Source organism: Deltaproteobacteria bacterium, assembly GCA_005879535.1.
GTDB lineage: Bacteria > Myxococcota > Myxococcia > Myxococcales > 40CM-4-68-19 > 40CM-4-68-19.
Genome location: VBKI01000071.1, coordinates 1 through 17,914 on the forward strand (window position 1 = coordinate 1; position 17,914 = coordinate 17,914).

Below are 17,914 nucleotides of genomic sequence, written 5' to 3' on the forward strand. Positions count from 1 at the left end.
AAGGAAGGCGACAAGGCGCCTGAGTTCACGGCACCGGCATCGCTCGCCGGCAAGGAGTTCAAGTTCGCGCTCAAGGATGCTCTGAAGAAGGGCCCGGTCGTCGTCTACTTCTATCCAGCGGCCTTCACCGGCGGCTGCAACACCCAGGCGCACGCGTTCTCGGAGAACAACGACAAGTTTGCCGCGGCGGGTGCCAGCATCATCGGGGTGTCGCTCGACAAGATTGCGACGCTGAACCAGTTCTCGGCTGACCCGCAGTACTGCGCCGGCAAGATTCCGGTAGCCTCCGACGCAGACGGCAAGATCGCGAAGAGCTACGACCTGCAGGTGCGCGAAGCCAAGCCGGGCGCCAAGAACACGCGCGGCGAGGAGATCGGCCATGGCTTCGCCGAACGCACCACGTTCGTCGTGACGCCGACTGGAAAGGTCGCTGCCACCATCGGCAACATGGCTCCCGCAGACAACGTCGCGAAGGCGCTGGAAGCTGTGCAGCAGCTCAAAGGGCGATAGTTCTACTCGATCTCGAAATCGAAGAACGTCTCGGGATACGGCTCGTCGCGCAGCGTGAAGTGCCACCACTCGGGCGGGTACGGCTTGAAGCCGTGCTTCTCCATCAGTGCCCGCAGCATGAGCCGCTTCGTTTTCTGGTCGACGCTCATTCGGGGATTGTCCACGTTGGCCAGCGCGTCGAAGCAGTCGTACCCGGTGCCGAAATCGAGCGTGTTATCGCCGAATCGCTGGCCGGCAGGCAGGCCGCAGTCGCGCAGCCTGTCGCCGTCCCTGTAGGTCTCTTGCGGCTGCGGAGGTAGCGCGATCACCGTCAAATCGATGGTGCTGCCGCGGCTGTGGCCGGATCGCTCGAGCAGGTACCCTTCGCGGAAGATGCGATCCTTGGGGACGCGCGGGTAGAACTCGGCTTGCATCTTGTCGTCGGCGAAGTCCTTCGCCCAGGTCACGAAGGTGTCGACCGCGCGCTGCGGGCGATAGCAGTCGTATGCCTTCAGAGAGAGACCGAACGGCCGCAGATCGTCCTGGACGTTTTTCAGGGCCACCACGGCGCGTCTGGTGAGCAGACACTTCTCCGCTTTGTAACCACGCACCGGGTGTCCCAGGAAATTATGGGACCCGAAGTACCTCAGCTCGATGGCGATGGACGGGTCTACTTCCGCGAGGGAGACGAACGTGTCGGGCCGCTGCGCGACGGTTCCGCGCTGGACCGCCGGCGAGCCGGCGGCACATGCCGACAGGAGCGCTGCGACAACGGACCACGGAGCGGATCGAGAGCGGTTCATGGGGCGTAGCCTAGACTGTGCCGCCCCTCGACGGCTATACGCCGAGCTCCTGGGCGACGCGGCTGCGGGCTTGGACGTAGGCGTGCCAGTCCGCCTCGACGACGGCGGCATAACTCTCTGCAAACGACACCGCAGAGCGTGCTGCCTCCAGTGCGTTCCACGGCGCACCCAGCATGGCAGGCGCGTTCACGCGACAGTGGAGGCGCCCCAATACCTCGCCGCACTGCCTGGCGTATGCGATGAGCTGCTCGTGGCCGCTCCCGTCCTGCGCAACGGCGAACCGCGCGCAACGTAGCTTCTCTTCCTCGGGTTGGATCTCTCGACCGAGCGCGGGGAGCTTGCCCAGGTGGGTGCCCGCTACACGCGGCCATGGATCGCCTTGCATCCTGCGGATGGCCGCGGTTTGCACACGCGCTCGCTGGGCAAGGAACGTGTTCGTGCCCCGGGCGAGCTCGATCGCGCTTGGGGCGGCCTCCTTCAATTCGAGCAACATTCGCTCCTCGTCGTCACCCAGCAGCGCTGCGAATCGAAGACGCCCCAGGGACCCGTTTCCCTTGAAGCGGTACGCTACGTCGAGCAGCTTCCATCCTCTTCCCCGTGTGTCTGCCTTGAGCTGTTTCAGGTGGTCGTAATACTCGTCCAGCGCGAGCTCGACCACCTGAGGCCACGGGCCTGCTGCGTGCGCGAACTTGGGCGGCTCGCCGTCCTCGCCAAAGCGGCGATGCCCCTTCTCCGGAGCAACCTTCGCCACCAGATCCAGTTCCGTTCGGCGTCCTTTCTCGCGCAGCAGTTGCTGCAGCCAACCCTCGGCCTTGTCGAGGCTCCAACTAGGGATGGGAAAGCGTCCACCGAGCCGATCGATCGCCTCGGCCCAAGCCTGCGCGAGCTCGCGGGCCGCAGCGTGCCGTGCCTCGCGATCGATTCCTGGAAGAAGCATGGCACTCGTGCACAGACGCCTGAGGTCGAGATCCAGCGGACCCCATCCGACTTCATCGAAATCGTTGACATCGAAGCAGAGCTCGCCGCTCGCGCCGCGGTAGGTGCCGAAATTCTCGAGGTGCACGTCACCGCCGATGAGGCCCTCGGGTGCTGCTGGCGCGGCGCCCGGAACGCGGCCCTGCAGAAGATCGGCCGCCATCAGGTGGAAGGTTCCGCGCAGGAACGGGAACGATCCCGACGCGAGCGCGTCGAGCTTGCGCCGCAACGCCTCCACCGTCAGGTCGGTCCCGAGGGCTTCATGAAGGACGCGATGCTCTTCCCCTCGCAGTACCTTGCAGGCCGCGATGATCTCCGCAACAGGGTCGCGCTCAGCCACCATCACGCCTCCAATCGGAAGATAGCGAAGCTGTGCCTGCGCAGCCGCTATTGCGCCGGCGCTTGCGGGAGCGTATCCACCGAGGTCCCATGGATCGTCGCGAGCAGATGTATCCCCGCCTCACCGATGGCCAGATTTCGCGCATTTCTGGAATCGGCAAACGTCGCAGCATCTCGGTCGGGGAGGTCCTGTTCGAGCCCGGCGACCGGAATACCAACCTCTTCCTGGTGCTCAACGGAGGCATCGAGATCGTGCGTCAGGTCGCCGGCCGGGAAGAACCAATCACGGTGCTCGGGCCGGGTCAGTTCACCGGCGAGATCAACATGCTTTCGGCCCGGGTTACGTTGGCCCGTGCCCGCGTGGCCGCCGAGGGGTCCGTCGTCGCCCTGGACCGGGACGGCATCCGCGCCGTCGTGCAAGGCGATCCCGAGCTGAGTGAGATCCTCCTGCGTGCCTTCGTCCTCCGGCGCACAGCGCTGATCTCCCAGGCTGAGAACGACCTGGTCCTCCTCGGCTCGAGACACTCCCTGGGCACCTTGCGACTCAAGGAGTTCCTGTCGCGGAACGGCCAACCGTTCACGTACCACGACGTGGAGACAGAGCCGGGAGTGCAGGCGCTGCTCGATCGTTTGCAGATTGGCGTCAACGAAGTGCCGGTGATCATCTGTGAGGAAGGCCACGTCTTCCGAAACCCTTCGATCGAGGCACTTTCGGCAGAGCTCGGGCTGACCGCGAACCTCGACGCCAAGACGGTGAGGGACGTCGTCATCGTCGGCGCAGGACCGGCGGGCCTCGGCGCGGCAGTGTACGCCGCGTCGGAGGGTCTCGATGTGCTGGTGCTGGAGAGCACCGCGCCCGGTGGACAGGCCGGAACGAGCTCGCGGATCGAGAACTATCTGGGGTTCCCCACCGGGATTTCCGGGCAGGCGCTCGCCGGCCGCGCGCTCACCCAGGCGGAAAAATTCGGCGCCGAGGTGGCCATCGCGCGCACGGCGGTCCGCTTCAACTGCAACGACCGTCCCTACCGCGTGCACCTCTCTGACGGCGACGTCGTACAAGCCAGGACGATCGTGATCGCCACCGGCGCCAGGTACCGGAGGCTCGACGTGCCCGAGCTCTCGCGTTTCGAGGGCGCCGGCATCTTCTACAGCGCGACGCACCTCGAGGCGCAGTCGTGCAGGGAAGAGGAGATCGCGATCGTGGGCGGCGGCAATTCGGCAGGGCAAGCCGCCGTCTTCCTCTCTGGCAGTGCGTCGCGGGTGAATGTCGTGGTCCGCGGGCCGGACCTCGCGAAAAGCATGTCCCGCTACCTGATCCAACGCATCGAAAACAGCCGCAACGTTGATTTGCGCACTCGGACACGGATCGATTCGCTCGAGGGCGGCGACCGGCTCGAGCGGATCCGATGGCGTCACGTGGAAACGGGAGAACCGGAGACGCGACCGATCCGCAGCCTGTTCGTCATGACCGGGGCCGATCCGAACACCGCATGGCTCCGGGGATGCGTCGTCCTGGACGAGAAGAACTTCGTCAAGACCGGCGCCGACCTCCGCCCCGAGGAGCTGACCGAAGCGCGCTGGCCTCTTGCGCGGCGACCGTTTCTCATGGAGACGAGCATCCCCGGGATGTTCGCAGTAGGAGACGTGCGCTCGTCCAGCGTGAAGCGGGTCGCCTCGGCGGTCGGCGAGGGCTCGATCTGCGTCCAGCTCATCCACAGGGCGCTGCAGGAGCTCTAAAGCTTTATCCCGGTCCGCGATACCATCCCGCACCGTCGTCCGCGACAAGGACGAGGGGCGGCGAGGCAGGAAAGACGAAATGGGACCTTCCGGTCGGGCCCGGTCTGGATGAGCGCGTCCGGCGAGCGCTCGATGGGCATCCACGTTACAATCCGCTGAACGCCACCCTCGCTTCGTCCTTTCGCCTCCATTTCGGGCGTTAAGCCTGAATCGCAGCTGGCGCCTCGCCAGGAGGCACAATGAAGCGGATGATTCCGATCGTGGATCTGAAGACCGGCGAAGTGTCGGTTCGTTCGAGCGACACCTCGACCCTTGACGTTCCTTTCGATCTCGATCGAGGCAGGGGCGTGGCTTCACTCTTGAAGTCGCACGCCCACTACTTCTCCACGACTGGAAAGAGCGCCATCACGGCAACCTTTGCGAGGCCGCTCTCGTTGCGCGTTCGCGGCGAGGAATGCCTCGTCGCCAATCTTTCTGAAGCGATGACGGAGCGGTGCAGCTTCACCCTATCCGCTGTGGAGCCACGTCAGGACTGAGATGGGAAGAGGGGGGACGCGTCCTCAGGTGGGCCGGCGACGCGTCGCGCGAGTCGAGAAAGATCCGGAGCGCGCGGGCGAGCCCCTCTGGCTCCTCCCAGTGGACGAAGTGGCCGCAGTTCTCGAAGCGGATCAACTCGCAGTTCTCCAGCAAGGCGGCGGTGGCCGTGCCATGGGAGATGGGGAGGATGGTGTCGCGAGCTCCCCAGAAGAGGCGCATGGGTGGAAGCTCGTCGACTTCCGTGATCCGATCGAAGAGGTTTCGCGTCTGGCCCCGCCAGCCGATGACATCGCGCACCGTCCGCGAGAACGCGCGGGCGGTCCCTGGCTGGCGCAGGTAAGAAGTCAGCAAGGCGATCTCGGCCGCTGCATCGCTGGTGGTCGCCCGCGCCATGGCGAAACCCGCAATCGGCCCCATCCAGCGCTGGCCGAAGGCTTCGATCAGGAAGGGCACGGAGGCGATCCTCAGCCATGGATAGACCTCCCGCCCCAGACCGCCAGAGGACAGCAAGCCCAGGCGTCGAATCCGGGGGCGGCATTTCAACAACAGCCATTGAGCAACCCCGCCGCCGTACGAGTGACCGACGACATCCAGATTCCGGAGATCGAGGCGCTCGATGAAGCGCGCGACCTGCGTTGCGTTCCAGTCGAGCGTGTAGGGAGCGTCCGGGCGGCCCGACATTCCGTGGCCTGGAAGGTCTAGCATCAGGACTCGGCGGCCCGGCAGGCGAGGCCAGATCTCCCGCCAAGTGCGGTGTGAGTCGTTGAGGCCATGCAAGAGCAAGACGGGCGGCCCCTCGCCCACCTCGGTCCAGTGAAGCGTCACCTCGCCCAAATCGACGTGATGGTGCTTCGCTTCGCTCGCTAACGGTGTCGCAATCACCTGCGCCGATCTCCTCGACGCCGCTCCCCGACCCGGCGTAACGGAGAGAGAGTGAGCTCCGGTGACGATTCGGCAGCGCCGGTTACGTCCGGCCGTGGCGGTGCTCCCCCTTCGCCGTCCCAGGTCTCCTGGGCGCGATCTGCGTCAATCTTCTCGCGTCGAGCCATTTCGTCCTTCTTCGCCACGGTGCTTCCTCCTTATCGGTTTGATGCGCGGCGCGCCGATGCGTCGCGTCATCCGCCTCGGTGAGCTCGTGGCACAAGCGAGCTCGATTGCGACCAACAGGGGGCCAAACCGTCGAAGCAGCAGCAGCCAGCGGCGAAAGGGAAGCACCGCGTCCATGCGGCGCGTACAATGTCTTCTGCTCGCACAAGCTGCCGTACGGCAGGCAAAGAGGGAAACATGCGCGAATTCGGAGTGAGAAGGTATGGAGAAACCCTGTACTACCACTGCATGGCTGCAAACGCGGCCGACGCCGCCCAGTGGTTCGCGCACGCCCAGCCAGGGCTCGCGGGACACGACTTTCAGGCGCTGGTCAAGGACGTTGCCAACCCCGTCGTTGATGAGATTGGCCTTGGTGGAAATCCGTCCGTCGTTTGGGTTCGCCACGGAGCGCTGACGGAAGGCGCGAAGAAGGCGACCGACCTCAAGCGGACCAGCTATCTTTCGGTCATCGCGGAGAGAGCGATCTGACGGGGATCGGGGGTTCAGGTGGCGCCGACACAGGTTCAGGAAGCGGATCTGAAGCGGGAGCTCCTGCAGCTCGATGAGCTGCTCGGGGACACGCGCGTCCGCTTCCGCCACGGCCAGACACAGTTTGCTTCCTCGCAGAAGCTCATCGACGTCGACCTGGAGATCCGAAGCGCGCGTGCACGGCCCCTCTCGGCGGAGCTGCAGCTCGATGTCCGCCGGCTCTTGGCGCGTCTACGCGCGCTCGATCCACACTGAGCGCGCGCCGCCCAGGGAGTTCCAGATGCTCGCCAACCAAACCTGGAAGCCGCCATTGCTGCGCAAGGGCAAGGAGGTGGCGGAGCTTCTCGAGGCAGTGCTCTGGGGCAAGGACGTCGATCTCGCGTGCCTGCCGGCGCCCGCGAGCGCCGGCGAAGACCCAGAGCTACGGCTGCGAAGCTTCCTCGAGCGGATCGATCGCGCCATCCAGGCATTCGATACCGACCAATACGGCCGCTGCGAGATCTGTGGAGTCGATCTCGAGCGGCGTTCGATGGAACAGCAACCGTGGCTGGCAAGCTGTCCGGCGCACGCGGGCCGCTGGGCTTCCTGAGAACGTCTAGGAGCCGCTGATGGGCCGAGACTCGCCGCTGGCGAGCTCGAGCGGAAAGCGCTCGCGCATCATGCCCAGGACCAGGTCTTCCACCGCGGTCTCCGAGCGAAGGGTGAGCGCTTGCGCGACGAGCGCCTCCATCTCGTCGATCCTGCTGGCGCTGATGACCGATCTCACGGCCGGGATCAGGCGAGGGGACATGGAGAGGCTGCGCAGTCCAAGCCCGATGAGGACCCAGGTAAAGGCTGGGTCTCCGGCCATGTCACCGCAGATGGCGATGGGTATGCCCGCCCCGTTCGCGCCGTCGATGGCGCTCTTGAGCAGGCGAAGAACGGCGGGATGGAGCGGATGGTAGAGATGTGCGACGTCTTCGTTCTCCCGGTCTGCGGCGAATGTGTACTGGATGAGGTCGTTGGTTCCGATGCTGAAGAAGCTCGAGCTCTTCGCCAGGTGATCGGTGCTCAATGCCGCACTCGGGGTCTCGATCATGACTCCGATCGGGAGGTTGCGATCGAAGGCCACACCCTCGCGCGCGAGCTCCTCGGCGGTCTCGGCGCAGAGCCGCTGCGCCTCGTCGAGCTCCGAGATCCCGGACACCAGCGGGAACATGATTCGCAACGGGCCCACAGCCGAGGCGCGGTAGAGTGCCCGGAGCTGCGTCCGGAAAATGTCCGGGCGCAGGAAGGAGAAGCGGATGGCGCGCACGCCGAGGCTCGGATTCGCGCCTCGCGGCATCGCCGCCGCCAGGGGCAGCTTCTCTCCTCCGATGTCGAGCGTCCGGAAGGTCGCTGGCCGGCCGCCGAGAGCGGCGAGCACTGCCACCGCGTCCTGGAACTGCTCCTCCTCGCTCGGAAGCTCGGGGCGGTCGAGATACAAGAATTCCGTTCGGAACAGGCCCACCGCCTCCGCACCGAACTCGAGGGCGGCCGATACTTCCGAAGGCGCCTCGATGTTGGCGGAGAGCTCGATCCGCACGCCGTCGCGGGTGACGACCGGACCCATTCCCCGGGATTTCAGCGCTTGCAGCCGTGACCGTTCCCGGTCCCGGCGCTCCTCGTACAGCTTGATCGTTTCGGCGTCCGGGTTGACGATCACCTCGCCGAGCGATCCGTCCACGACCAGCCTGTCACCGGGATGGACCGCTGAGCGCAGACCGCGCACGCCGACGACGAAGGGTATCTCGAACGCCCTCAGGATGATGCTAGCGTGCGATGTCTTGCCACCGCGCTCGGCCGCGAAACCGACCATGCCGGACCGGGGCAGGTGCAAGGCATCGATCGGAGACAGTATGGAACCGACTCCGATCGTGCCGGGAGCGAACGAGGTGTCTGTCGACACTTCCGGTAAACCGAGCAGCGTGCGCAGCAGACGGTCGCCGATGGCCTCGATGTCCGCACGCCGCTCGCGCAAATACGGATCCTCCATCCGGCCGAACTTCGCGGCGATCGCGTCGATCACCCGGCGCACGGCGCCCTCGGCGGCGATCTCGTCGCTCTCGATCAGGCGCCGCGTTCCGCCCACGATCTCGTCGTCCCTGAGCATCATCCGATGAGCTTCTAGGAGAAGGTGTCCTTCGTGTAGATGTTCCGATTCCAGCCGCGCCGAGAGCACCGCGAGCCGCTCGTCAGTCGAAGTCACCGCGCTGATAAGCCGGGCGACTTCCACGGGCACGAGATCTCGCGAGATCTGGCGTTCGACGACGATTACGGGCGGAACCAGCAGGTGTGCCGGACCGATGGCAATGCCGTCTGAGGCAGCCGTGCCGCTAAGTACCCTGCTCGCGGTCATGGGCCGCGGACACTAGCCTCCGCGACCCGCTCAAACAAGGCTATGGGTGCTCCCTCCTGGGTGTGTGGCTGACTCCGCTTCTCACCGGAGCGCGGCTCGATTTCCGTCGTGGGCCCTCTGCGTCTCGAGCCGGTCGACGACGAGGCGCTTCTTCGCGCAGGCGAGAAATGCAGTCTGACAGTCTGAAGGGCGCGGTCCTCGGACTGCGCGAGGATCAAGTACCGAATGGACGGCGGGTACTGGCCGTCGTAATCCCGCGATGAGCGGACAGGTCGCTCCAGTGTGGATGTGGTTTTCCACTTGCTTTGATGCTGGGGGCCGAGGTCAACGCCGTGATCCGGCGTCCACCGGACGAGGGGCATCCTCGCGATTGCCCAACGGCAGAGTGAAGAAGAACGTGCTGCCCGTCCCAGTCTCGCTATCCGCCCAGATCTGGCCCCTGTGCGCGTCTACGATCCCTTTGGCGATGGCGAGCCCCAGACCGGCGCCCAGCCGCGCGGTCTTCCTCGCTTGCCAGAAGCGCTCGAAGATATGCGGGAGCTCATCCGCTGCGATCCCGGAGCCGGTGTCGGCGACCGAGAACCGGACCTCGCGATCGGCAAGCTCGGCCCTGACGGTGATAGCGCCGCCTTCCGAGGTGAACTTGATCGAATTCCCAATGAGGTTCGAGAGAACCCGGAGGATCCGCGGTCGATCGCACCGGAGGTAGACCTCCCCGCCAGGGAGTTGTCTTTCGAGCCGAAGCCTCTTCTGCTGGGCGAGCGGCTGCATCAGATCCAAGGCTTCGGCGAGCAGCCCCCCAACCGCGCAGCGCTGCTCCTCGATCGTGAGACGCCCGGCCTCGATCCTGGCGATGTCGAGGAGATCCTCGATGAGGTGCTTCATCGCATCCGCGGATTTTCGTAGCGACTCGACCCATCTTCGGCGCTTTTCGTCAGGCGCCTCGCTCCTCGCGAGAAGCTCGGCGGTCGTGACGATCGTGGCAAGCGGGTTTTTCAGATCGTGCGATACCGCGGCGATCAATTCGTCTCGCGTGCCGGTGGCCTTCGTGGCGTGCAGGTAGAGCCGCGCGTTGTCGATGGCGAGGGCGGCGCGGTGCGCGATCTCTTCGGCGAATGCGAGATCCAAAGACGAATAGCGACGGCCGGAGGACGCTGTCGCGAAGGTGAGCACGCCGAGGTTCTGCCCACGCGCCAGAAGCGGGACGACGATCATCGACTGAAGACCGGCCGTTCGAAGCATCTCCTCGCCCTCCGGAGTATCCTGGAGATCCGAATCGGCAAGCTCGGCGAGAAGGAGCGGCTTGCCCGACTCGAGCACCTTCGCCTGGGGCGACTGCGAGCCCGGGCTGGGCGCAAGCAGCCGGACGCGCTCGGCGAGATCGCGCAGCTTCCGATCGGCGAAGACGACCTCGAGGCGGCGGACCTCGCCGTCCTCCCCGATCTCATCGAGGAAGCAGACGTCGCCGAGAACCGGGACCGCAAGGCGAACTACCGCTGCGACCGTGACACGGTAGTCGAGCGAGGCGGCGAGGATGGCGCTCGCCTCCGCGAGAAAGCGCTGCACCCTCTCGACTTGCTTGCGCTGCGTAATGTCATGGAAGGTCGCGACGCCGGATACGATGCGCCGGTCCGGCGCCTCGATGGGAGCCGAGGAGACGAGCATGGTGCCGCGCGTTCCGTCGCTGCGGAGATACTCGATTTCCTCCTCCGTCACGATCTCGCCCCTTGCGATGGACCGGACGAGCGGCCATTCCTCGGGCTCATACGCCCGGCCATCCTCCGGGTGAAACCCCCGGTACTCGCGGTATTCGGCGGTCCCGGCGCCCAGCGCTATCGGGCGTTCCCAGATCTGCTCCGCCTGCTTGTTGGCGAGGAGCAGCTCTCCGCCAGGAGCTTCACCGATGATGACGCCAGCGGGCATCCGATCCAGCACCGTCTTGAGCCAGCTGCGCTCGGCCTCGGTATGAGCCTCGCGCACCTCTGCCGCCGCGCGTCTTGCCTCGGCCTTCGCTTGCTTCGCCTCGATGGCCGCCTGCCGATCGAGCGCGACGGCGAGCTGGTTGACAACGGCGTTGACGAAAACGAGATCGAGCTCGTCCAGGCGCGGCGCCGTTTCGAACTGAAGAGCGCCGAAGATCGGGCGGTGGTCGACGACGAGTGGAAGCAAGACGAAGCTCGTCGCGTCCTCCGCCTCGAGCCGCACGTCGTCGCGGAGCGGACCGGGAAGCGTTCGAGCCGCGACAGCGTCCAGGTCAACGCCGGAACGTACGAGGTAGGAGTACGAGCCGCGCGCACGGGCTTTGGCCGCCCGCAGCCTCTCCTCGCTCTCGGCGTCCGCCTTCCAGACGATGGTCCGCGAAGGGCCGGCACTCTCCAGGATGAAGATCACGCTGCGCAGGGGAAGCGCTTGCCCCACGATGCCGACGATCGCCGTGATCGTCTCCTCGACGTTTTCGAAGGACGTGAGCAGCTTGCTGATCTCGTAGAGCTGGCGGAGGCGAAGATACGCCCGCGCCTGCGCTTCCGGTCCTGGGGCCGCCGGTCCTTCCCCGGCTTCCGGACCCCTGCTCTCCTTTCGACGCTCGGCGCTCATCGGCCCCTCCACGTGCTCCTGCCGCGGTCGACCTTCGCCCGCGTAGGGGTGGCTTCGTCGATGCGCTCCGCGATCCGAATCCCGCCTTTTGCGATGTCGAAGTAGAAGGTTCCCCGGTCGTGGAGGCTGCCCCGCGTCTTCACCACCGCGAGGGTCGGACGAATCGCCCCCGGCACCTGCGCGTACCGGAGCATGATGATGTTGTCAGCGACCGGAGAGAAGCCGCCATCGGTGATGGAGTCGGTAGCGTACATCGCCTGCGACTCGAGCGTGAGGAGGCTCGTCACGTCGAGCGCCTTGAACTGGGCGGCGAGGCCGTAGAGGAGTTGCCGCAACTCTTCGGAAGACAAGCCCTCCGTCACGACATGGCTCGCGCTGTCGAGGACCAGCCTCCGCGCTCTGCGCGCCCCGATCTTGTCGGTCAGGATGGCGAGGAATTGGTTCGCGCGGACGTGCGCCCTGGAGAGAAAGACAATCTCCGCGAGACCCTTCTCGACAGCCTCGCCCAAAGGCAGCGCGAGCGCCTCAGCAGTCTTGAGGATCTGAGCGGGCCCCTCCTCGAGGGCCACGTACAGCCCCGGCTCCTTGCGCTTTGCGCCCTCGAGAATGAACTGCACCCCGAGCGTCGTCTTTCCGATGCCGGCGCTTCCCGACACCAGCGTGACGCTCCGTTCGAGCAGCCCTCCGCCGAGCAGCTCGTCGAGGCCAGGAACTCCGGAGGAAGACCGACGCGAAGTCTCCATCGCAGCCGGAGGCTTCTCGGCCGCGGGCTCCGCGGGGTAGCGGGGAAAGATATTGATCCCGCCCGGTCCGATGATCAGGTTGTGCCGGCCCTTGGAGTGGTCGAGGTGAGCAGGATGACGCCGTCGACCACCGTCTCCTCCACACCGAAGCGGCTGAGCTGCGAGGAGCCGTAGGGGATGTCGGTAGCGAAGAAGCCGACCGCGGCAGCGTTCTGGACGATGGTCGCGAGCTGGAAGGTTTTCTCGCGGCTGATCTGAGGATCCTTGATCTTGTGCAGGAAGACCGAGAGCGAGTCGAGGACGACGCGTCTCGCTCCCAGCTCCTGCACCCGCTCGCGCATCATGAGGAGGTGCGCCTCCACCATGATGTCAGGCTGGGGGATGAAGACGATCTCGACCATCCCGCGATCGATCTCCGCGTCGAGGTCCCAGCCGAGCCCCCGGCCGATGGCGCGCAGCCGTTCCTCGGTCTCCTCGAAGGAGAAGACGATTCCCTTCTCGCCCGCCTGGGCGCCGCGGTAGATGAATTCGAGTCCGAGAACCGTCTTGCCGGTCCCGGCCACGCCCGCGATGAGCAGGGAGGAGCCGAGCGGGATGCCATCACCGAGAAGGTCGTCCAGCCTGGACATGCCCGTCTTGAGGCGCTTCGTATCGGCCGTGTTCCGGTCCTCGCGGTGGATGGTGACGCGCGGAGCGAAGACCTCGATGCCGTTGGAGGTGATGACGAACGAGTGCTCGTCGCGGCTATGGTTGGTCCCGCGCATCTTGGAGATCTGGATGAAGCGCTGCTGCTCGCCGGACTGCTCGCGCTGGTGGAGCGTCAGCATGCCGTCGACGACGGAAAAGAGCGGGTTCGTTTCGATGTCCCTCGGAGCATACTCGCCGAGGAGCAGGGCCGTGGTCTCCCACGCCATCAGATTCACGGCGATCTCATAGCTGAACTTCCGCAGCTGTTCGTGCGACTTCGCCAGGTCATCGAACGCCTTGAAGCTGTCGATCACGACGATGGCGGGCTTCACTTTCTTGACGTGCTCCATGATCAGCGTGGAGGCTGGTTCGAGCCCCTCGGCCCGCAGGATGACGCCCAGGTCGACGAACTGGATGCCCGCCTCGATCTTCCTCGCGTCGAAGAACTGGAACTGGGTCAGGTAGCGCAGGGTCTTGGCGGTCGGCTCCGAGAGCGTGTTGAAATAGAGCACGCGCGTCTCGGGCGAGGCGTTGTGGAAGCAGATCTGCTGGGCGAGGATCGTCTTGCCCGCGCCCGGCGGCCCGCCGACGACGGCGACCGTTCCCTTCGGTAGCCCACCGAGGAAGAGCGCGTCGAGGTTCCGCACGCCGGTCTTGACGCGCGCAACGTCACTGTTTTCATTCATGACTTTGCTTCCTCGCCGTGGACTGCATCCTTCGCCGCGACCTTCGCGAGCTCCGCGTGAAGCGCGGGGGTGAGGACTTCGGCGGTCAGGTTGCCCAGGACTGTCAGGAACTCCACCAGGATGAAACGGATCCCCTCCCCGAGCTGATCGCGGTGCAAGCTGCCGGCGCCTTGGCGGAACTTGTCGCTGCGGAGACCGGTTGCGTCCACCTCGAGCGGTGAGAGTAACGGGAACCGCTCGGCGGCAGTGTAAAGCACGCGATCGAGGATGGCCTTGAGCGTGACGTCACCGAGCGTAACGCGGGCGCGCCGCCACATCGCGCCGAAAGCGCTCTCGAAAGCGTCGAAGAGCCGTTCGGGCGGAGCCTCCTTGGCGGCCCGCTCCATCCAGGCGTCCACGCGCGCGCGGTGATTGTTCCCGTCAAGCACCGAGGTTCCCGTCGAGGACGCGTGCTGGTCGGAGTGCAACATAATGTGGATGATTAGATGCCGCACGACCCGCAGCGCTGCTGCGCGTCCGATGGCAGGACTAGAACACCTGGCGCAGCACGAGCGTGGAGGCGAGGTCCGTTCGTCCCCTCGCCAGCCGCAAGTGCCAGCAGGCGCCGCCACGCGCCAAGCAGAACCTCGACCGTACAGAGCACTGGGTCGTCTCTGCGGGGCACAACCGAGCTTTCGGCGCGCCCAATTAGAGCACTCAATCGTACGCGACAGAAATACAGAAATGTCGAGCGCAGTTCCGGACAGTCGGATCGCCGGCGAGCCTTCACTTCACGACGTGATGTCACCCGCCGACTTCAGGCTCCCCGGCTTCAATCCAACCAGCGTCAAAATGTGATCAAGCGATGGGCATCGCTCTACCCATCCCCTGCTCACCGGGACTCGAGTCGGTCTGCACCTTGATCTGCCGCGGCTTCGTCTCCGCCTTCTTGGGAAGGAAGATGCGCAGCACGCCATCGCGGCTCTGCGCGGTGACGTTCCCCATCTCCACTGTCGAGGGCAGCGTGAAGCTGCGGCTGAAGCTGCCGTAGGACCGCTCGACACGGTGATACCGCTCTTGCTTGTCGGCGTTCTCGAGCTTGCGCTCGCCGCGCAGGTTCAGCGCGTTACCCTCGAGCTGGATGTCGACATCGTTGGCATCGACCTCCGGCAACTCGACCTTCAGCATGATGCCGTCGTTGTCCTCGAAAACGTCGACGAGCGGCGACCAGCCGCCGCCTGTGCCCTGGGTTTCTTCGTAAGGCTGCTCGAAGTGCTGGTGGAAGAGCTGGTGCCGCATCTGCTGCATCGCTTCACGAAGCGGGTCGTACCTCACGATGAACATTTGAATCCTCCCCGCTGAACGGGCGCCTCGATCGGCGCGGGGGAGGCCATCGACTGATCCACGACCTCCAGCCACGCCAACGTAACCACAAGGAAGGGCTCGTCAAGCACGCGACGAGGGGGAGTCGAAGTCCGTGCTGATCCCGGCAATAAAAGTTCGGCGCCCGCGAACTCCGGTAGAACGGCGCAATGGCCACCTCCGGACCGGCTCGCCCCGCCTCGCAGGTCACGCTCAAGACCGTCTTCACCGTCTGCTTCGGCGTCCTGGCCGTCACGGCCCTGGTCTTCTTCCTGCTGAGAACGCAGGTCTCGGTCACCCTCTCGCTCGGAGCGGGCATGTTGGCCGTGGCCATGAACCACGCGGCCGAAGCGCTGACCCGGCGTGGCCTGCCGCGCAAGGTCGCCGTACCCGCCGTCGTAGTCACGCTGCTCGCGCTGAGCGCCGGCTTGAGCGTCATGCTGATTCCGCCCGTGGCGAGTCAGGCCAAAGCGTTGTTCGCCGCGGCGCCCATGCTCTGGCAGAAGATCCAGCAGACGCGGCTGTTCCTCGCCTTGGACGCGCACTTCGATCTCGCCGAGCAGTTCCGCCAGGCAGTGCCGACGGCGGCGGGCGCCGTGGCCCCCGTGCTCACGGCCATCGGCAGCCTCCTCAGCGCGATGGCGGGCCTGGTGACCCTGCTGCTGCTGGCCATCTTCATGCTGCTCTTCGGCCGCGGCCTGGTCGTCGCGACGCTCGCCGAGGCTTCGCCACCGAACCGGCGGCGCTACGAGCGCGTCGTCGAGAAGGTCTACGGCTCTGTCGGCGGCTACGTCGGGGGGCTGATCGGGATCTGCTCGATCAACGCGACTTTGACGACGATCTTCCTGGCCATCACGGGCATGCCGTTCTTTCTCCCGCTTGGAATCATGAGCGGTGCGTCCAGCGCCATCCCCTACGCCGGTCCGCTGGTCGCAGGCAGCTCCATCACCCTGCTCGCTCTGATCACCGGCGGGCCGCTGAAGGCGGTCGCCACCGGCATCTATTTCATTGTCTACGGGCAGCTCGAAGGCAGCCTGTTCAGCCCCCTCATCTTCCGCCACACGGTGCACGTCAACCCTCTCATCACCACGCTGGCCATCCTGTTCATGGCGGAGTTCATGGGGCTCCCGGGTGCCATCATCGCGGTCCCGGCGGCGGCGACGGCGCAGATCGTGATTCGGGAGATCCTGTCGCTGCGCAAGGAGCGGGACGACGATCTGCGACGCGAGCCCGCATGAAGGCGGACCCTGCGCGCAGAAAAGCCAACTCAGGCCACGCTGTAAACTCCTTATTGTGCGGCCCGCGTGACCGCGACCGGTTCGCCGCGCGTGGATCCTCGGCTGCTGTCGACGCTGAAGGCGCCTGCTCCTCTTCCAAGAACGATCAATAGCCCGCCGCCGATGCCGAGGTTCTTGAGGAAGTTGACCATCTCCATCTGCTGCTGCGCAGCAGGGACTGCCCAGAAGTTGTGGAACACAAGCGTCACTGGCACGAGGAAGACGAGCAGCGCGAGCGCACCCCAGCGGGCCCTGAACCCCACGACGATGGAGACGGCCCCGAGCAACTCGAGGGCGGTGGCGATCGCGAGCAGAATCTCCGGAACGCCCTTGCTGGCCGCGTACGCGACGGTTCCGCGCCAGGCCGCGAGCTTTCCGAGTCCGCTGACGACGAAGATCGTTCCGAGCGCAACGCGACCGACGACCTGCGCCCACTTCGAGATGACATCCATGTGCTCCTCCGTTCTACACACCCCATAGCCGGTCGAGGCACCCGCCGCAGCATCAGCACGAGAAATTCGTGCAAGCTTTGGAAGCCTGGGTCAGCGCAGGCATGCCCTGCCCGCACGGTGGATGAAGGACGCTGCGAGCGGCGCCTTTTCGAGGCAACGCTCGACCACTCCGTCGCGCATCCGGCTCCCAAGGCGCACATGTCTGGGACGAAAATGTCGCTCAGGAAAAATTGCGCAGTGCGGCATGCCTAACTACGTTCGGCGCCATGGCGGACTTCAAGTCAGGCCCGCGCGCGCACCTGGACGAGTGGGTCGCGCCCGACATCGCCGACGAGCTGGGATTTCTGCGCGCCGGCAAGATCCTCGAGTGGATGGACGTCGTCGGCGTTCTGGCGGCGACGCGCCACTGCCGGCGCCCGGTTGTCACTGCCTCCGTCGATGCAATGGAACTGCGGCACCCGATCAAGATCGGCGAGCGGGTCACGATGACCGCCGAGGTGGCCTACACCTCTCCCCGGAGCATCGGCGTTTGTGTCGCGATGACGCACGGCCTTCCCACCGCAGGCACCGCGCGAGAATCGGTCGCAGGCTACATGACCTTCGTCGCTCTCGACGACGCGGGAAAACCAGGTCCCGTGCCGCAGCTGCATCCAGAGACCCTGGAGGAGATCACGCGCTTCGACGAGGGCCGGCTGCGCCGTGAGTTCCGCGACAAGCTGGCGAGCGGGCAGTTGCGCGGTCCGCCGGGCGGAGGCGGCTCCGCGGACAACACGCTGCTCATCCGCGAGTTCCTCAAGCTCCTTCCCGCGTTTCGCCTGCCATGGGAGCGCGCGGAAAAGCCGCGGCAGCGGCATCTCTCGTACGTCCACAAGATCGAGCCCATCCGCTCCAGCCGCCTCAACTTCCACGGCACGCTCTACGGCGGCACATTGATGCGCTGGATCGAAACGAGCGCGAATCTGTCTGCACGGGCGTGGCTCCGCGGCGAGCCGGTCCGGTTGGCCGGACTGCACGGCCTGAACTTCATCCGGCCAGTGACCCGGCACGTGTTCGTGCACATCCGCTCCGTGGTCGCGCACGCGACGCCGGAATCGATGACTGTGCTGGTGAACGTCCATGCGGAAAATCCGCTCTCTGACGGCCAGGAGGAAACGCTGCGCGCATTCCTGACCTACGCCCCGGCCCGCGAGGGATTCCGCGTCTCGCCCCTGCAATGCGAGGGCGAGGAAGAGCGAGCGCTGTTCGAGGAAGTGGAGCACCGGCTGGCGCTGCACCGGAGCCTCGCATCCGTCGCGTAGAAT

General features: G+C 65.7%; 18 protein-coding genes. 8 read left to right on the forward strand and 10 right to left on the reverse strand.

All coding sequences use genetic code 11. The features are described 5' to 3' along the window. Nucleotides 1-510 (forward strand): peroxiredoxin (locus tag E6J58_16305; GenBank protein TMB35378.1); only part of this gene is annotated, 510 nt, incomplete at its 5' end. A 2-nt stretch (nucleotides 511-512) separates the two neighbouring features. Here E6J58_16305 and E6J58_16310 read toward each other — a convergent pair. Together E6J58_16310 and E6J58_16315 are read right to left on the reverse strand one after the other, a co-directional pair. Further along, nucleotides 513-1,292, reverse strand: coding sequence for a D-alanyl-D-alanine dipeptidase (locus tag E6J58_16310; GenBank protein ID TMB35379.1), 780 nt, complete (start codon nucleotides 1,290-1,292; stop codon nucleotides 513-515). A 34-nt stretch (nucleotides 1,293-1,326) separates the two neighbouring features. Beyond that, nucleotides 1,327-2,613, reverse strand: a complete 1,287-nt coding sequence (locus E6J58_16315; GenBank protein TMB35380.1) for a DUF2252 domain-containing protein — start codon at nucleotides 2,611-2,613, stop codon at nucleotides 1,327-1,329. Nucleotides 2,614-2,696: 83 nt separating this feature from the next. Between E6J58_16315 and E6J58_16320 the strand changes: the two genes are divergently transcribed. Together E6J58_16320 and E6J58_16325 are read left to right on the forward strand one after the other, a co-directional pair. Further along, nucleotides 2,697-4,343: a cyclic nucleotide-binding domain-containing protein gene (locus tag E6J58_16320; GenBank protein ID TMB35381.1), complete on the forward strand. Its 1,647-nt coding sequence runs from the start codon at nucleotides 2,697-2,699 to the stop codon at nucleotides 4,341-4,343. Between the two features lie 239 nt (nucleotides 4,344-4,582). Continuing rightward, on the forward strand, nucleotides 4,583-4,879 hold the full coding sequence (locus E6J58_16325) for a hypothetical protein (GenBank protein ID TMB35382.1): 297 nt from the start codon (nucleotides 4,583-4,585) through the stop codon (nucleotides 4,877-4,879). Here the strand turns inward: E6J58_16325 and E6J58_16330 are convergent. Further along, nucleotides 4,845-5,885: an alpha/beta hydrolase gene (locus E6J58_16330; protein TMB35383.1), complete on the reverse strand. Its 1,041-nt coding sequence runs from the start codon at nucleotides 5,883-5,885 to the stop codon at nucleotides 4,845-4,847. The genes E6J58_16325 and E6J58_16330 overlap by 35 nt on opposite strands. A gap of 279 nt (nucleotides 5,886-6,164) precedes the next feature. Here E6J58_16330 and E6J58_16335 point away from each other — a divergent pair, with 279 nt between their 5' ends. Genes E6J58_16335 through E6J58_16345 form a run of 3 tightly spaced genes read left to right on the forward strand, consistent with a single transcriptional unit; the run spans nucleotide 6,165 to nucleotide 7,044 of the window. After that, entirely contained in the window at nucleotides 6,165-6,455 is a 291-nt protein-coding gene (locus E6J58_16335) for a hypothetical protein (protein TMB35384.1), read from the forward strand. 18 nt (nucleotides 6,456-6,473) lie between these two features. Next, nucleotides 6,474-6,710 carry a hypothetical protein gene (locus E6J58_16340; GenBank protein ID TMB35385.1) on the forward strand — a complete coding sequence of 79 codons (237 nt, stop codon included), beginning with the start codon at nucleotides 6,474-6,476 and terminating at the stop codon, nucleotides 6,708-6,710. A 25-nt stretch (nucleotides 6,711-6,735) separates the two neighbouring features. Continuing rightward, entirely contained in the window at nucleotides 6,736-7,044 is a 309-nt protein-coding gene (locus E6J58_16345; GenBank protein ID TMB35386.1) for a hypothetical protein, read from the forward strand. Nucleotides 7,045-7,050: 6 nt separating this feature from the next. Here the strand turns inward: E6J58_16345 and ptsP are convergent, their stop codons facing one another. From ptsP to E6J58_16375, 6 genes are all read right to left on the reverse strand, one after another. Further along, a complete protein-coding gene (ptsP, locus tag E6J58_16350) occupies nucleotides 7,051-8,832 on the reverse strand; it encodes a phosphoenolpyruvate--protein phosphotransferase (GenBank protein ID TMB35387.1) in 1,782 nt (593 codons plus the stop codon). Nucleotides 8,833-9,156: 324 nt separating this feature from the next. Further along, on the reverse strand, nucleotides 9,157-11,427 hold the full coding sequence (locus E6J58_16355; protein TMB35388.1) for a GAF domain-containing protein: 2,271 nt from the start codon (nucleotides 11,425-11,427) through the stop codon (nucleotides 9,157-9,159). Further along, nucleotides 11,424-12,170 carry a hypothetical protein gene (locus E6J58_16360; GenBank protein TMB35389.1) on the reverse strand — a complete coding sequence of 249 codons (747 nt, stop codon included), beginning with the start codon at nucleotides 12,168-12,170 and terminating at the stop codon, nucleotides 11,424-11,426. The genes E6J58_16355 and E6J58_16360 overlap by 4 nt, the downstream gene beginning before the upstream one ends. A gap of 74 nt (nucleotides 12,171-12,244) precedes the next feature. Beyond that, entirely contained in the window at nucleotides 12,245-13,543 is a 1,299-nt protein-coding gene (locus tag E6J58_16365) for a hypothetical protein (GenBank protein ID TMB35390.1), read from the reverse strand. After that, nucleotides 13,540-13,971: a hypothetical protein gene (locus E6J58_16370; GenBank protein TMB35391.1), complete on the reverse strand. Its 432-nt coding sequence runs from the start codon at nucleotides 13,969-13,971 to the stop codon at nucleotides 13,540-13,542. The genes E6J58_16365 and E6J58_16370 overlap by 4 nt, the downstream gene beginning before the upstream one ends. Before the next feature lie 409 nt (nucleotides 13,972-14,380). Next, nucleotides 14,381-14,866 carry an Hsp20/alpha crystallin family protein gene (locus E6J58_16375; protein TMB35392.1) on the reverse strand — a complete coding sequence of 162 codons (486 nt, stop codon included), beginning with the start codon at nucleotides 14,864-14,866 and terminating at the stop codon, nucleotides 14,381-14,383. A 188-nt stretch (nucleotides 14,867-15,054) separates the two neighbouring features. Between E6J58_16375 and E6J58_16380 the strand changes: the two genes are divergently transcribed. Further along, nucleotides 15,055-16,122, forward strand: coding sequence for an AI-2E family transporter (locus E6J58_16380; GenBank protein TMB35393.1), 1,068 nt, complete (start codon nucleotides 15,055-15,057; stop codon nucleotides 16,120-16,122). Nucleotides 16,123-16,172: 50 nt separating this feature from the next. Here the strand turns inward: E6J58_16380 and E6J58_16385 are convergent, their stop codons facing one another. Next, the gene (locus E6J58_16385) at nucleotides 16,173-16,613 is read right to left on the reverse strand and encodes a DoxX family protein (protein TMB35394.1); all 441 of its coding nucleotides are present in this window, start codon (nucleotides 16,611-16,613) and stop codon (nucleotides 16,173-16,175) included. 266 nt (nucleotides 16,614-16,879) lie between these two features. Here E6J58_16385 and E6J58_16390 point away from each other — a divergent pair, with 266 nt between their 5' ends. Next, nucleotides 16,880-17,911, forward strand: a complete 1,032-nt coding sequence (locus tag E6J58_16390; protein TMB35395.1) for a hypothetical protein — start codon at nucleotides 16,880-16,882, stop codon at nucleotides 17,909-17,911. The last annotated feature ends 3 nt before the right edge of the window (nucleotides 17,912-17,914 follow it).

What these genes read in the sequence shown, in the direction of transcription:
- E6J58_16360 (TMB35389.1), bottom strand. Translation starts at nt 12,170, where the DNA reads ATGGAGACTTCGCGTCGGTCTTCCTCCGGAGTTCCTGGCCTCGACGAG.
- E6J58_16325 (TMB35382.1), top strand. Translation starts at nt 4,583, where the DNA reads ATGAAGCGGATGATTCCGATCGTGGATCTGAAGACCGGCGAAGTGTCG.
- E6J58_16335 (TMB35384.1), top strand. Translation starts at nt 6,165, where the DNA reads ATGCGCGAATTCGGAGTGAGAAGGTATGGAGAAACCCTGTACTACCAC.
- E6J58_16345 (TMB35386.1), top strand. Translation starts at nt 6,736, where the DNA reads ATGCTCGCCAACCAAACCTGGAAGCCGCCATTGCTGCGCAAGGGCAAG.
- E6J58_16320 (TMB35381.1), top strand. Translation starts at nt 2,697, where the DNA reads ATGGATCGTCGCGAGCAGATGTATCCCCGCCTCACCGATGGCCAGATT.
- E6J58_16385 (TMB35394.1), bottom strand. Translation starts at nt 16,613, where the DNA reads ATGGATGTCATCTCGAAGTGGGCGCAGGTCGTCGGTCGCGTTGCGCTC.
- E6J58_16355 (TMB35388.1), bottom strand. Translation starts at nt 11,427, where the DNA reads ATGAGCGCCGAGCGTCGAAAGGAGAGCAGGGGTCCGGAAGCCGGGGAA.
- E6J58_16365 (TMB35390.1), bottom strand. Translation starts at nt 13,543, where the DNA reads ATGAATGAAAACAGTGACGTTGCGCGCGTCAAGACCGGCGTGCGGAAC.
- E6J58_16310 (TMB35379.1), bottom strand. Translation starts at nt 1,292, where the DNA reads ATGAACCGCTCTCGATCCGCTCCGTGGTCCGTTGTCGCAGCGCTCCTG.
- E6J58_16375 (TMB35392.1), bottom strand. Translation starts at nt 14,866, where the DNA reads ATGTTCATCGTGAGGTACGACCCGCTTCGTGAAGCGATGCAGCAGATG.
- E6J58_16390 (TMB35395.1), top strand. Translation starts at nt 16,880, where the DNA reads ATGGCGGACTTCAAGTCAGGCCCGCGCGCGCACCTGGACGAGTGGGTC.
- ptsP (TMB35387.1), bottom strand. Translation starts at nt 8,832, where the DNA reads ATGACCGCGAGCAGGGTACTTAGCGGCACGGCTGCCTCAGACGGCATT.
- E6J58_16380 (TMB35393.1), top strand. Translation starts at nt 15,055, where the DNA reads ATGGCCACCTCCGGACCGGCTCGCCCCGCCTCGCAGGTCACGCTCAAG.